The following is a 13,454-nucleotide window of genomic DNA, read 5'->3' on the forward strand; positions in this document are numbered from 1 at the left end:
ATGACTCGACAGGCGCTCTTTCGCGTCCTTTGGTGCGATGCAGCACAATTATACGCCTACAAAAAAAAACAGGCTCCTATTGGGAGCCTGTTCTGGCCTTTCCTGATACGAGAAGCTGTTTTTATTGATAGTACAAACCACCACAAATGTTCATCGTCGAACCCGTCATGAAGCCGGCAATGTCCGAAGCGAGGTAGGCACACGCGCCACCGATCTCTTCCGGCTTCGCCAAACGCTTCATCGGCACCGTATCGATGATGCTCTGCAGGATCTCCGGCTTGATCGCCATCACCATCGGGGTGGCTACATAGCCAGGGCAAATGGCGTTGACCGTCACGTTCTTGGCCGCCAGTTCGGCGGCCAGCGCTTTGGTAAAGCCAATCACGCCCGCTTTGGCGGCCGAGTAATTGGTCTGACCGGCCTGGCCCTTGAGGCCGTTGAGCGAAGAGATGTTGATGATCCGGCCCCAACCACGTTCAGCCATCTTCGACGAGACCTGCTTGGTCATGTTGAAGAGGCTATTCAGGTTGGTTGAGATCACGGCATTCCATTGCGCCAGTTCCATCCGCGCAAACATCTTGTCACGGGTAATGCCGGCGTTGTTGACCAGGATGTCGATCGGACCCGCCTTGGCTTCCGCCTCCGCGGTAAGGGCGACGCAGGAGTCGTAATCGGAGACATCGCCGGCAACACAGATGAAGTCGTTGAAACCGGCTTCGGCCATGGCCTTTGTCCACTCTTCCGGCTTGTCAAACTCCGGATGGTAGGCGGCAACCACCTTGTGGCCGGCCTTGGCCAGTTCCTGGCAAATGGCCGTGCCGATCCCACCCATAGCACCTGTAACCAAAGCAACACGTTGCGTCATAGCTTCTTCCTTTCTTGTGGACGATTGAAACAATACTTCAACCATTGATTCTGCATTGCAGCATCTGTGCTGTCAATGCCAATGCCAAAATTTCGGCATCTTGCTGCATCAGATCTCCTGCGCAATGCTTGCCGTATCATTGCCCACAGCCAAGTACCCCGGCACCCTACCCCCTATAATGCGCGCATGCATATCGTCGTGATCGCCTGGCTGTACGTCACCGTGTTGATGGCACTGACCGAAACCAGTATCGTCGCCGGAGTATTGACGCTGGTTTTCTACGGTCTACTCCCGACGATGCTGCTGCTGTGGCTTTTCGGCGGCTCCGCACGGCGGCGCGCGCTCCGCATGCCCAAGGAAGAAACTCCCGCGAATAGCTGCGCAGACCAAGAGAAACCCGGGCACTGACTATTCGGACAGCCAGATCAGCGACGCCATGCGTCCGGTCACGCCGTCACGCCGATACGAAAAGAAAAGGCTGTCTTGGCCGACCGTGCAGTATTCTCCACCGTAGATACCTTCGACACCCAGATGCGCAAGACGCTGACGGGCCAGCAGATAGATGTCGGCCAGCCAGCCACCAGCCTTGTTAACAGGCTGCGGCAGCGGTTTGAAAGCGGCGGCTGCCTCTGCATAGGCGTCGACAAATGCCGCCCTCACCTCACCGCCCACCTCAAAGGCCTGGGGACCGATGGCCGGCCCCAGATAAGCGATCAGCTCGATTCCGGGCACCGCCATGGCGGCCACTGTTCTTTCTAGAATGCCGGCCTGCAGGCTGCGCCAACCGGCATGCGCTGCAGCAACCACCGTCCCGGCGCGATCACAGAGCAGCACCGGCAGACAATCCGCAGTCATCACCACGCAGACGACAGCGACATTGCGCGCAAATGCGCCGTCGGCTACCCGGACCTGGGTGCTCGTACCAGCGTCAAGCACTGTCGTGCCGTGCACCTGATGCAACCATCGGGGTGCCGCCGGCAGACTCCGGCGAAGCCGATGACGGTTGGCTGCCACCGCCGGAGGATCATCACCCACGTGATCACCGAGGTTGAGGCTAGCGTATGGGGCCATGCTTACCCCGCCATGACGAGTCGTGATGAGACTGCGCACTCTCCTCGGCGCCGGCCAGTCGGGAACAATCCAGGGTTCAAGATTCAAGGTTCAAGTAGCGGTGAGCGAAGGATAGACGGGACGCGCATGACAGGGTCCTTATTGCTCATCGAGCCCCTCATCGTCATCAATATAGATAACTTCCGGGCTGCCCTCCGGATCTTCATCCCAAGTGTCTTCATCGTCTGCTGCTCCGCTGCCGCGTACTGACAGCAATTCCTGCCGTAGTGTTTCGAGCAGCGCGGCCATGTCCGCTGGCAAGCTTGATTTCCAGAACAGCGCGCGACCCGTCTGGGGGTGAGCCAGCGCCAGACGGGTCGCGTGCAGCGCTTGGCGAGGAAACAGCGGTCCTCGCGGCACACGACTGGGCCCGCCGCCATACGCCGGATCACCCACCAGAGGATGCCCGATCGACGTCATGTGCACGCGGATCTGGTGCGTTCGCCCGGTTTCCAGAGCGCATTCGATCAGCGTACAGGCAACAAAAGGTTCCAGTACCCGGTAGTGCGTCCGGGCCGGTTTGCCGGTCCGCACCACGGCCATGCGGGTACGCAGGGTCGGATGCCGGCCGATTGGCGCATCCACCGTCCCAGAGCGCTCGACGAGTCCCCTCGCCAACGCCTGATAATGGCGTTTGACGGTACGCGCCTGCAGCTGCCGCACCAGATCGGTCTGCGCCTCCAGCGTCTTGGCGACGACCATCAGGCCACTGGTATCCTTGTCGAGTCGATGTACAATGCCTGCCCGCGGCACCTTGTCGAGTTGTGGGACATGGTACAACAAGGCATTCAACAAGGTACCGCACCAGTGACCACTGCCCGGATGAACGATCAGGCCAGCCGGCTTGTCGATGACTATCAGCGCCTCGTCTTCGTAGACCACCTGCAATGGAATGTTCTCCGGAGAAGAAGATTCGGCGCGTTGATCAGGCGCTTCGGCAACTTCAATGGTCTCACCACCCCACAGCTTGTATCGGGGCTCGACGATCGGCGCGCCGTTCACCGCCACTCTTCCCTCACGTATCCAGCCCTGCAAGCGGCTGCGTGAATGCTGCGCCAGCAGGCGTGCAAGAATCTGGTCCAGGCGTTGGCCGCCGGACTCGTCAGGCACGCTCAGGGCAACGCCGGGGTTTGAGCTATAATCGGTGCACCCGATATCCTGCCTGGGCGCATCGGTCAATGCCTTTCTTTTCTTTGGGTTTTCCATCATGCGTAGTGTAGCGGTTATCGCAGCGCTCATCGTCATTTCTCTGATCTCCGGCTGCGGGCTTCTTCCCGAAGAAAAGGATGAAACCATCGGCTGGTCAGCAAACAAGCTCTATGCCGAGGCCAGGGATGCGCTCAATGACGGCTCCTATGCCAAGTCAATCAAGTACTTCGAGAAGCTCGAATCACGCTATCCTTACGGTCGCTACGCACAACAAGCGCAGATCGACATTGCCTACGCCTACTGGAAAGACCAGGAGCCCGCTTCAGCGATTGCCGCTTGTGATCGCTTCATCAAGCTACATCCGAATCACCCGAATGTCGACTACGTCTACTACCTGCGTGGGCTGATCAACTTCAACGAAAACCTCGGTATCCTGGGGGCAATCAGCAACCAGGACATGACCGAGCGCGACCCGAAAGGCGCACGTGAGTCGTTTGACGCCTTCCGTGAACTGATCACACGCTTTCCGGACAGCAAGTACACACCCGATGCGATCTTGCGCATGAAGTACCTGGTCAATGCCCTGGCTTCGCTTGAGCTGCATGTCGCCCGCTACTACATGAAAAGAGGCGCCTATCTGGCAGCAGCGAACCGTGCTCAGTACGCGGTATTGAACTATCCCGACACGCCGGCGACCGAGGAAGCCCTCTTCATTATGGTCAAGGCCTATGACGCGCTCGGGCTGACCGATCTGCGCGACGACGCCGAACGCGTCATGCGCAAGAACTTTCCAAACAGCGAATACTACGTCCGCGGCCTGGATCGTCAGGAGCCGTGGTGGAAACTCTGGTAATCAGCACGGGCCACACACAGTCAAGCCACGAGAAAACATCGACACCGGCAGCCTCTTTGCTTGATCGGCATTACTCTGCCAAGCGTCTCAGATTGACTGCTTGATGGCCAGCACGGCCATGTTTCGCAAGGTTCTCAGCAAGGCCAATTCCTTCTCGGAAATCACGATCTCGCCTGCCTGCGCGCGGTCGGCATAGATCATGGCCACGCCGTTGCCGTTGATGCAAAGCGGAAAAATGACAAAGGTTTCGGCAGCCACCGCCTTGCGAAACCACCCCGGGATGCGTGCCGCAATTTTCGGATCATTGGTGTCACTGATCAGGATGTCCACGCCTTTGGCAAGTGCCGCATGAAAGATATCCGGCGTAAAAACGAGCGAAAACCGGAAGCTCTTGGCAATATCCAGGGCATCGGGTCCAAAACCGAAGCGACCGAGCATCGAATTGCTGCGCGCTTCACGAATGCACAGAATGACGCGTGTGAAGCCCTTCGCACGGTAGATGGTCTCCAGCGTGATGCGCAGCACGTCATTCAGCTTGAAGTTGCTGACCAATACGTTACTCAAATCCTGGATGCCGGCCAGCAGAATGGCCTCACTGACCAGAGGTTCAGCGTCTGCCGCGAATTCGTCGCTTTCGACCACAGGATCCGCTGCCACCCCCTCCGTAATGACATCGGTGAGAACTGTCCCCGCCAGGCCATCGTCAGCGCCTGCTGTCAATTCGACCGTCGAAGGGTCGATCGGTGCAGTGCCCCAGGCCTTGAGCTGCCGGCCGAAACGCGTCTGCTGCAGATTCAGGTGAATGATGGCAGCAAACTGCGTCACCTGCTCAAGCGACTTTTCGAGAGTACTGCGCAGTTCCTGTTCGTCGAGTGCGACAGCCTCGCTGAAGCGCGTCGCAATCTTGCGCAGTTCTTTGGCCTGTTGTTCGTTTGCCGTTTCCGCGAGCACCGCGCATAGCTCGTTCGATAACGAAGCGAATACCCGTAAGCGATCCTCGGGGTTGAGCGGGCGGCGAATATTGCCTGCTGGCAGCCGGCGCATGCTATTGACGATCAGCCTGGGAAATCCCCAGGTCTGAGCAATGCCGATACCGAGATCCTCAAGCGATATCCCCAGCACCTGCAGCGCTGCCGCCTCCTCGGAGCAGTTTTTCTGCAGCAGCATGCGCTTGATTTCAGCGCTTTCTTCGGGAAAGTAATACTGGCTCAGCAAACGACCCAGATTGTGGAACATCGAGCAGATAAAAGCCTGCTCGATGTCCAGACGAACGGCACTCTTGCCGGCAAAGTTCCTGGCCAGCACCCCGGCAAGATTGGCCCGCAGGAATTCTTCCTTGAGTTGGCCGGCATTGTCCTTGTTCTGCAGGTGATCGAGAAGCAGCACGGTGATGGCAATGCTGCGCACCGCATCCAGACCAAGAACCACGACCGCGCGCGAGACCGTGCTGATGTTGCCGCCACCCGCCTGCTGGTAATAAACCGAATTCACCATGCGCAGAAGCTTGTTGGTCAGCGAGAAGTCCTTGAGGATGGTGTTAGAGACTTCGGAAATACTCTGATTCTCCGAGGCCGTGATCTTGTTGATCGCCCCGACAGACTCCGAGAGGGCCGGGAAATCGCTTTTGTGTCGCATGCGTCGCAGCAGGAAGTCAATCGTACTCTGCCTCGGATCGGCCGACGGCACCAAGGTTTCCGGTGCCAGATAGTCGTCCAGAGCCTCGCGCATCTGTCTGGCTGATTCATAACGACTCTGCGGATCACGCGCAAGTGCCCGGTAGAGAAGATGTGCCAGCCGCTCCTCGAGCAAGCCGCTGCTGTCTGGCGGCAACCGGATGTCCTCGCCCGCAATCTGCTTCATCACCAGCAGGATGTCGTTCCCGGGAACCGCCCGCTTGCCGGTCAGCAATTCATAGAAAACCAGACCGGCCGAAAATACGTCGGATCGTTCGCTGCTCGTGCGTTGCAGGATATACTCTGGCGCCATGTAGGCCGGCGTGCCAGTCAGCTGCCCGCCATCGCCCAGCGCTCCATTGCGCGCAGCGATGCCGAAATCCATCACACGCGGCAGTTCATCATCGTCAATCAGGATGTTGCTTGGCTTGAGGTCACGATGAATGATTCCCGCAGCATGGGCGTGGGCAATCGCATCGAGAACCGCCTGCATGATCGTGATCGCTCTGGCCGGTTTAAGAGCACCGCTCAGCGCCAGATACTCGGCCAGGTTCTTGCCCGGTACGTACTGGAAAACAAGATAAAGATCCCCTCTTTCCTCGGCAGCCTCGAAGATCGGGACGATGTTCGGATGGCGCAACTGGCTGACCATCCGTGCCTCGTCCAGCAACTGACGATTCTGCTGCGGATCAGAGCGCGCAAAGTGAAGCGTCTTGATCGCCACTTGCCGTTGCAAATGTGGATCACGGGCGAGATAAACAATGCTTTGAGCACCTCGACCCAGTTCACGAATGATCTCGAAACGCCCGACATGCTTGCTCACAGTGCTCGATCACCTCGCAAAAAAACGATATTCCAGGTACGGCAATAGCGACTACCGCCGGCAAACATCAAAGCCAAAGCAGTTTCGGTACCGACCCCGTCCGTCCACACACCACGGCAAGCTGGCCGAACTCGCTGCCCAGCACTCGCATTCGTTGCTCGTCTGCCCACAACACCAGACAACTTGGCTCAACAGGCCAGACACCGCCATCGGAAACGTTGCTGGCGGGCAAGAAAAACCAGCCCAACGCCTTGATTCTTTTCAGCAAACGTTTATGGGCAAGGCGGTTGACCTGTTCTGAAAGCAGCGCCGCCGGATTGTATGCCGTCACTATTCCCCAGCACATCTCGGTAGTCTCCCCAGGCTCGTCATCACTGGCCGGCCACTGGGTAGCCAAGCGCAGCAGGAAGGCATCGAAAGCGGGAGCCGCCACGCCAATCCGCAGGGCAAAAGAACCCTCGGGCACCGTCACCCGATAGGTCGTCGCACAAAACGCGGCTTCGAGTTCGGCCCGGCTCATCTCTCTTCTGTTCCTGAGTGTTGCTCCAAAGACTTGGTTAGACCCGCAATCATCCGCCGCTTTGATCAGATGAAGACTGGCCAGACCCGCACCGCGACCCTATTTCAAGGACAGGGCAACGCGGCTTTCCCGGCTGCTTGCTTCTGATTTGCCTTCCGCCTCCACCAGCTTGACCGGCAACAGGAACAGACGCTCTGCGGGAACCTCATGTGCAGCCAGCCAGTCCAGCACCGTTTTCGCCCTGCGAACAGCGAGGTCGCGCAAATCTTCCTCATCCACTACGGTGTTGGCCAGAATCAGCTTCTCCATTTCCTCAACTGGAAGTCCCTTCACCATGCCCACCAGATTACGTGGCTTGGGAAATTTCTCAGCGCGATAGACGCGCTCAAGCAGTGCCGGATACTCGTTGGCGCCGACCTCGACGGCGTCCGTCGAGCCGCTCTCAACCCCCTTCCTGGTCAAGTCATCCCGTTTCAGCGCCCGCACCTTGTGATCGAGGCGATTACGCTTCAATCCCTCGGGATCGTTCTTTGGGTCTGCGCGCCCTTCGATTTCGAGCCTGAGCGCAGGCCGGTCGATCAGGGCCTTGGCCAGATTTTCCAGCCGCTGCTGTGCCGACGGCGTGATCAATGCCTGTCCGAAATCGAATTCGACGTTCGACAACTCCTCGCCTCCACCAAAAATCGACCCCAGCAAGGCAAAGGGCGAAGTCACTGCCTTGACCAGCAGGTTCACGATCACCTTGACAACCAGGCTACCGACACTGAATTCGGGATCACTGAGCGAACCGGCGATCGGCAGATTGATGTCGATCTCGCCGTTGCGATTCTTGAGCAGGGCAAGCGCGAGGTTCACCGGTAGCTTGGTCGCATCCGGGCTATCAATCGGACTGCCAAAGGTCAGTTGGTCGAGAAACACCCGATTCTCCGCGGTCAGCTGGTCATCTTGGATCTTGTACTTGACGAACAGAGACAATTTGCCTTTTTCAATCGCATAACCGGCATACTTGCCTGAGTACGGCGACAGCGAGCTCATCTCGAGGCCCTTGATGTCGGCCTGCAGATCAAGATAGGGTTTGGCCGACAGCGGGTTGATCTGCCCCGATATGTTGAGAGGTGCGATGTTGTCGTAGCTACCGCGCAGATCGAGGCTCGCAACGCTGTCAGCCGCCGATGACAGCCCGCTGATGGTTCCGCCGATCTTCTTGAGATTGGCCGAGTAGTTCGGCTTGATGAAATTGTCACTGAACCTGATGTCGCCACCCTGCAGCGTGATTCTGCCAATCTTGATCGGCAGCAATGGCTTGGCGCTGGCGGCCACAGGAGCCACCGCCGTCCCTGCACCGGCCACGACCACCGGTTGCGTCTTGGGCGCCATGGCAGACGGCTCTGCCTCGGTCTGGCGAACGATCTGCAGCAGATTCAACTGGCCCGCCCGGTTGATGATCACGCGCGCAAAAAAATCGGCGAGCGCCACCTCGCCAATCGAGAGCGAATCCGGATTCAGGCGCACATCGATCTTGCCGAGGTAGAGTGACTTCCATTTCAGGAAGTCGGCCGAATTGATCTTGTCAACCGCGTAGAAATCGCCCACCGTCACCTGCCCGGAGATCCCCCCGGCCAGCCTGCTGGCTTCGATGGCGCCGGTGCCAACCTGTCGCAACTGGACGACGCCACCCAAAGTCACCTGGCCGCGGGTGACATCGATGTTCAGCCGTTCAGTAAAGTAAGGTTGCAGTGGCAACAGTTCCAGCGTCTTGACAGCCACTTTGAGGTCCAGATCGAACGGGAAAATCTTCAGACTGCCACCAGCCTCGAATTCTCCCTTGCGATTGAGCCGGAAACGCGTCGACACCCTCGCGGTCCTGCCTGCTTCGGTTGACAGGTTGTCGACATCAATGGTCATTCCTTCAATGGTCTGTGTCGCCAGCGGCGAGACAGCAGCATCTTCGAAGCGAAGCCCAAGGTCTTCACCATGGTACTTGGTGAGGTTCACCTTCCATGGCCGCGAAGGGTCCTTCCGCGCAGCCTGGACGACGCGCAAGCTAGGGGGCTCGACAAACTCGATGCGGCCGTCGACAGAGCGCCGCATTAGCAGGCTGGTGCCGCGCGCCGCAACCTCATCGATCATCACTTCACGCCTGGCCAGATCCAGCCGACCTCCCTTGACCGAGAAAGCCTCGATCTTCATCCACTGAGCAGCCTGCAGACGCCGAAAGGCGGCATCGAACTCGGCTGCAGCGGCCCCCTTGGAGTCAAGTTTCTTCAAGGCAAGATCAATTCCTTCGACGCTCGCGTTGAATGGCTTGCCATGCGACTCGTCGAGCCAGCGCAACACACCACTGGTGACCTTCGCTTCGCCCAGAGACCATGCGAACGTTGCCGCCTGCGCTTCCGGGGCGGCGTTCTCATGGGCAGCCGGTTCACTGCTGAAAAAATCCATCCAGTTGATCGTACCCTGCCGGTTGACCCGCGCATGGATCTCGGGTGAATCGACGGTCACCCGATCGATCATCCAGTGTCGATTGAGCGGATCAAGCACCCCAAGCTGAACGTCAAGCCGTTTCAGGGACAGCAGTGGAGAGCCGGAAGAATCCTTGATGTCGACATCCCTGATGGCGACATTGCCCGAGAGACTGAGCGTCGAACGATCATCGTCCTGCCGGCGGAAAATCAGCTTCAATTCACTGTCGAGGGCACCGGAGACGATCTGAAACGGCAAGCGAATCGGCACATAATCGACATATTTGCCGAGTTGCACATCATGAAAATCAAACGCCAACTCGCTGTCGATCGATTTCGCGAAAGGTTTGCTCTTGCCCTGGATGAGCAGAGGCGAGCCATCGATCGATGCCGAGAAAGCCGGCTCGACGAAGATCTCCGTGGCCTGGGGCAAGCTCGAAATAAACGGCAGCGCGATGTTGATCTCACTGATGATATGCTTTTCCCCAAGAATCCGATCGTCCAATTCGAGCTTCCCGCCAGTGAGCCGGATATTGTTGATCGAGAAAAGCGGGGCAGGATCGTCGGACCCCGGCTTGGCCATCCATTCGTCGATCAGATCAGAGAAATTGAAACGCCCGTCAGGCAGACGCACGACCTTCAAGGTCGGTCCATCCAATCTCAGCTCGCCAATGACCGGACCACCACGCCACAGCGAACTTGACTCGAGGTTGACATAAAGGTTTTCAAAACCCAGTATTTTCTCGCCCCCCCCCTTTTCCCGAATCACCAGTCCGACAACTTGCAACGATAGCGTGTAAGGATTTATGCTGATCCTGTCGACGGTCACGGGTCGGTGCAAGGCCTCGGAGAGTTTTTCGACGAGCGTCGATTTGACGAGCAGAGGCAATCCAAAAAAACCCAGCGCACCGAAAACCAGCACGGCCAGCAAAACACGCAGCCCATATTTTTTGAGGTTCATCGAGGTAGTGGTAATGGTGGTACGGGTTCTTTCAGACATGACAGCAGCCCAAAGGCTGGCTGAGGAAGCCAGCAATTTATCACGACGAGGCGTTTCCCGCACTTGCAGAACGCCTGCGGCCTGACATCATCTGCCTAGATATCTTGATGCCCGAGATCGGTGGCCTTGCAGCCCTGGAGACGATCAAAACCCGGCACCCTCCAGATTGTCGTCGTGATGGTCACCGGCAACCCCAGCGTGGACAATGTCCGGGAGGCCATTCAGGGGGGGTTCAAGCCGTTCAACGCCGGCAAGGTACTCGATACGGTCAACCGGGCGTGGCAGTCAGCCAGGAAACTCGCCACCCCCCGGAAAACCCCTGAAAGAACGTTCAAAAACTGTTCTTCCACTCACGCAGCGCAGCAAACACCGCCACCTCATCGCGCGCTGCAGGCACCCTGCTGCGTGCTGAAGCCGCCACTTCCGGTTCGCCACAGCGCAGGAAGGGATTGGTCGCCTTCTCGATCGCGATCGTAGACGGCAGCGTCGCCCCACCCCTGGCACGAGTGACGGCAACCTCTTCGACACGGCTTTGCAGCCGACGATTCCCAGGCTCAACCGCCAAAGCAAAGCGCAGATTCGCCTGCGTATACTCATGGGCGCAATACACCGCGGTGTCATCCGGCAGCGCGGCCAGACGGGCCAGCGAATCAGCCATCTGTGCAGCGGTCCCCTCGAATAGACGACCACAGCCGCCGGCAAACAAGGTATCGCCACAAAACAGGCAGCCTGAGCCATAATACGCAATGTGCCCAAGCGTATGTCCGGGCACCGCGATCACCTCAAATTCGATGCCGAAAGGCGCAATGCTGATCGTATCGCCGCTACGCAAGGGTTTGCTGATGCCGGCAATCGACTCCGCCGCTGGACCGAAGACCTCAGCAGAATGATGCGCCAACAGTTCAGCAACTCCGCCCTGATGGTCAGCATGGTGATGGGTGATGAGAATGGCGCTCAGCGACAACCCCTCTTGCTCAAGCACATCAAGTACGGGGCGTGCATCGCCCGGGTCAACCACAGCCGCTGTCGCGCCCTTGCGCAACAACCAGATGTAGTTATCCTTGAAAGCCGGGATCCGAATAATGTCGAACATTGATCCATTCTGGAAGAACTGCTGAAAATGTCAATCCCTGGCCTCGACACCTGGCTGGAAAGCCCGCAAGGGCGCTATGTCATGGCTTGGGAGCAAGCCACGATCGACGCCGTCGTCGCCGACCTTTTTGGCTACAATGCCATCCAGCTGGGTCTCCCACAACGTGATCTGCTTGCCGAGAACCGTATCCCTCTCCGACAGGTGGTGGACGATTCAGGCCAGGTCGATGTCTTCTGCGATTTACGGCAGCTCCCCTTCGCGGCACACAGCATCGATCTGGTGGTCATGCCGCATGTGCTCGAGTTCCATGCGGACCCGCACCAGATTCTGCGCGAAGTCGAGCGCGTCCTGATTCCGGAAGGCGAAGTACTGATTACCGGCTTCAACCCGATTTCCATCTGGGGGTTGCGCCGTGGTCTGCCGAACTGCCCCGGCCATTTTCCGTGGAATGGCCACTACCTCTCGGTGCGGCGTCTCAAGGACTGGCTGCAACTGCTCGGCTTCGAAGTCGAACGGGGTACTTTTGGCTGTTATTCACCGCCATGCACGCATGAGCGCTGGCTGAAGCGTTGGCACTTCATGGAAACCGCCGGCACTCGCTGGTGGGCTTTTGCCGGCGGCGTGTATCTGCTGCGTGCGATCAAGCGCGTGCATGGCATGCGCCTGATACTGCCGAGCTGGAAGCAGCAACGTTCTCCTCGTAAGGCCTTATCCGTAGTCAGCAAAAAGGAAATTTCATGAGCAATGAACAAATCGTCACCATCTACGCCGACGGTGGCTGTCGCGGCAACCCTGGACCTGGCGGCTGGGGCGTGCTCCTGCGGGCCGGTGATCGGGAGAAGGAACTCTGGGGAAGCGAAGAGGCCACGACCAACAACCGGATGGAACTCACTGCCGCGATACGTGCCCTCGAGGCGCTGAAGACACCGGCGACCGTCGATCTGCATACTGATTCGCAGTACCTGCAAAAAGGCATCAGCGAGTGGATTCACAACTGGAAGCGCAATGGCTGGCGCACCGCCGACAAGAAGCCGGTCAAGAACGCCGACCTCTGGCAGCGTCTTGATGAGCTGGCTGGCCAGCACCAGATCAGATGGTCATGGGTCAAGGGGCATGCCGGGCACAGCGGCAATGAACGCGCCGACGCCCTGGCCAATCGCGCCATGGACGAGCTGGCTTGTACCCGCAAAACGAAATGAACAGCAAGGAAAGCGAGCATGCGCCAGATCTTCCTGGACACTGAAACGACCGGCCTGGAGCACAAGCTTGGGCACCGCATCATCGAAATCGCCGGCGTCGAGATGCGCAATCGGCGTCTAACCAATCGGCACTTCCACTGCTATTTGAATCCGGAAAGAGATATCGATGCTGGTGCCCTCTCGGTGCACGGGATCAGCCGCGAGTTTCTGCTCGACAAACCGCGCTTTGCAGATATTGCGGCGGAATTTCTCGATTTTGTGCGGGATGCTGAACTCGTCATTCACAACGCAGTTTTCGACATCGGTTTCCTGAATGCCGAATTGACGCGGCTCAATATGGCGCCGGTGGAAGAGTTCTGTGCCGGAATATGCGACACCCTGCGCATGGCCAAGGATCTGCACCCCGGAAAGAAGAACAACCTCAACGCACTTTGTGATCGTTACGGGATAGACAACTCGCACCGTACACTACATGGTGCCTTGCTCGATGCCGAGATTCTTGCCGAAGTCTATCTGGCAATGACCCGCGGTCAGGAAAGCCTGATCATCGATCTTGGCGATGATCAAGCGAACGGAAACGAGACTGCCAGAATCACCCCCGCAGGCAGCCAACGTCGGGCACAGCAGATCAGGCGCGCCAGCCCGGAAGAACTCATTCTGCACGAGCAGCTACTGGCAGCCATAGACCAAGCAAGCAAAGGCCGGTG

At 58.2% G+C, this 13,454-nt stretch carries 12 protein-coding genes; 5 read left to right on the top strand and 7 right to left on the bottom strand.

The genetic code is table 11. The annotated features are described in order from the left end of the window. Positions 1-121 precede the first annotated feature (121 nt). A complete protein-coding gene (phbB, locus tag CAPSK01_RS05260; protein ID WP_034923402.1) occupies positions 122-865 on the bottom strand; it encodes an acetoacetyl-CoA reductase in 744 nt (247 codons plus the stop codon). A gap of 186 nt (positions 866-1,051) precedes the next feature. On the opposite strand from phbB, the gene CAPSK01_RS05265 reads away from it, so the two are divergent. Then, positions 1,052-1,273, top strand: coding sequence for a hypothetical protein (locus CAPSK01_RS05265; protein WP_034923405.1), 222 nt, complete (start codon positions 1,052-1,054; stop codon positions 1,271-1,273). Here CAPSK01_RS05265 and pgeF read toward each other — a convergent pair whose 3' ends face one another. Together pgeF and rluD are read right to left on the bottom strand one after the other, a co-directional pair. Further along, positions 1,274-2,023 (bottom strand): peptidoglycan editing factor PgeF, encoded by a 750-nt coding sequence (gene pgeF / locus CAPSK01_RS05270; protein ID WP_034923408.1) that lies wholly within the window; start codon positions 2,021-2,023, stop codon positions 1,274-1,276. Between the two features lie 51 nt (positions 2,024-2,074). Beyond that, positions 2,075-3,214: a 23S rRNA pseudouridine(1911/1915/1917) synthase RluD gene (rluD, locus tag CAPSK01_RS05275; RefSeq protein WP_273703141.1), complete on the bottom strand. Its 1,140-nt coding sequence runs from the start codon at positions 3,212-3,214 to the stop codon at positions 2,075-2,077. Here rluD and CAPSK01_RS05280 point away from each other — a divergent pair. Continuing rightward, complete coding sequence (locus CAPSK01_RS05280; protein WP_034923411.1) at positions 3,183-3,977, top strand: outer membrane protein assembly factor BamD; 795 nt, start codon at positions 3,183-3,185, stop codon at positions 3,975-3,977. The genes rluD and CAPSK01_RS05280 overlap by 32 nt on opposite strands. An 87-nt stretch (positions 3,978-4,064) precedes the next feature. Here the strand turns inward: CAPSK01_RS05280 and CAPSK01_RS05285 are convergent, their stop codons facing one another. From CAPSK01_RS05285 to gloB, 4 genes are all read right to left on the bottom strand, one after another. After that, complete coding sequence (locus tag CAPSK01_RS05285) at positions 4,065-6,473, bottom strand: serine/threonine protein kinase (RefSeq protein WP_034923414.1); 2,409 nt, start codon at positions 6,471-6,473, stop codon at positions 4,065-4,067. Positions 6,474-6,540: 67 nt separating this feature from the next. Then, positions 6,541-6,993, bottom strand: a complete 453-nt coding sequence (locus CAPSK01_RS05290) for a DUF3293 domain-containing protein (protein WP_034923417.1) — start codon at positions 6,991-6,993, stop codon at positions 6,541-6,543. A gap of 99 nt (positions 6,994-7,092) precedes the next feature. Beyond that, complete coding sequence (locus CAPSK01_RS05295) at positions 7,093-10,455, bottom strand: DUF748 domain-containing protein (protein ID WP_273703142.1); 3,363 nt, start codon at positions 10,453-10,455, stop codon at positions 7,093-7,095. Positions 10,456-10,786: 331 nt separating this feature from the next. Next, a complete protein-coding gene (gloB, locus tag CAPSK01_RS05300; RefSeq protein WP_034923420.1) occupies positions 10,787-11,548 on the bottom strand; it encodes a hydroxyacylglutathione hydrolase in 762 nt (253 codons plus the stop codon). 27 nt (positions 11,549-11,575) lie between these two features. On the opposite strand from gloB, the gene CAPSK01_RS05305 reads away from it, so the two are divergent. The 3 genes from CAPSK01_RS05305 to dnaQ all read left to right on the top strand — a co-directional run. Beyond that, positions 11,576-12,289 carry a class I SAM-dependent methyltransferase gene (locus CAPSK01_RS05305; RefSeq protein ID WP_034923423.1) on the top strand — a complete coding sequence of 238 codons (714 nt, stop codon included), beginning with the start codon at positions 11,576-11,578 and terminating at the stop codon, positions 12,287-12,289. Beyond that, positions 12,286-12,747: a ribonuclease HI gene (gene rnhA / locus CAPSK01_RS05310; RefSeq protein WP_034923425.1), complete on the top strand. Its 462-nt coding sequence runs from the start codon at positions 12,286-12,288 to the stop codon at positions 12,745-12,747. The genes CAPSK01_RS05305 and rnhA overlap by 4 nt, the downstream gene beginning before the upstream one ends. Positions 12,748-12,765: 18 nt before the next feature. Next, a partial coding sequence (dnaQ, locus tag CAPSK01_RS05315) for a DNA polymerase III subunit epsilon (protein ID WP_273703143.1) occupies positions 12,766-13,454 on the top strand: 689 nt, incomplete at its 3' end.

It is taken from the genome of Candidatus Accumulibacter vicinus (assembly GCF_000584955.1).
In the GTDB taxonomy this organism is placed as follows: Bacteria; Pseudomonadota; Gammaproteobacteria; order Burkholderiales; family Rhodocyclaceae; genus Accumulibacter; species Accumulibacter vicinus.

Coding starts and splice junctions, on each gene's coding strand:
- phbB (WP_034923402.1), bottom strand. CDS start 865: ATGACGCAACGTGTTGCTTTGGTTACAGGTGCTATGGGTGGGATCGGC.
- CAPSK01_RS05265 (WP_034923405.1), top strand. CDS start 1,052: ATGCATATCGTCGTGATCGCCTGGCTGTACGTCACCGTGTTGATGGCA.
- CAPSK01_RS05280 (WP_034923411.1), top strand. CDS start 3,183: ATGCGTAGTGTAGCGGTTATCGCAGCGCTCATCGTCATTTCTCTGATC.
- rluD (WP_273703141.1), bottom strand. CDS start 3,214: ATGAGCGCTGCGATAACCGCTACACTACGCATGATGGAAAACCCAAAG.
- CAPSK01_RS05290 (WP_034923417.1), bottom strand. CDS start 6,993: ATGAGCCGGGCCGAACTCGAAGCCGCGTTTTGTGCGACGACCTATCGG.
- CAPSK01_RS05295 (WP_273703142.1), bottom strand. CDS start 10,455: ATGTCTGAAAGAACCCGTACCACCATTACCACTACCTCGATGAACCTC.
- gloB (WP_034923420.1), bottom strand. CDS start 11,548: ATGTTCGACATTATTCGGATCCCGGCTTTCAAGGATAACTACATCTGG.
- CAPSK01_RS05305 (WP_034923423.1), top strand. CDS start 11,576: ATGTCAATCCCTGGCCTCGACACCTGGCTGGAAAGCCCGCAAGGGCGC.
- rnhA (WP_034923425.1), top strand. CDS start 12,286: ATGAGCAATGAACAAATCGTCACCATCTACGCCGACGGTGGCTGTCGC.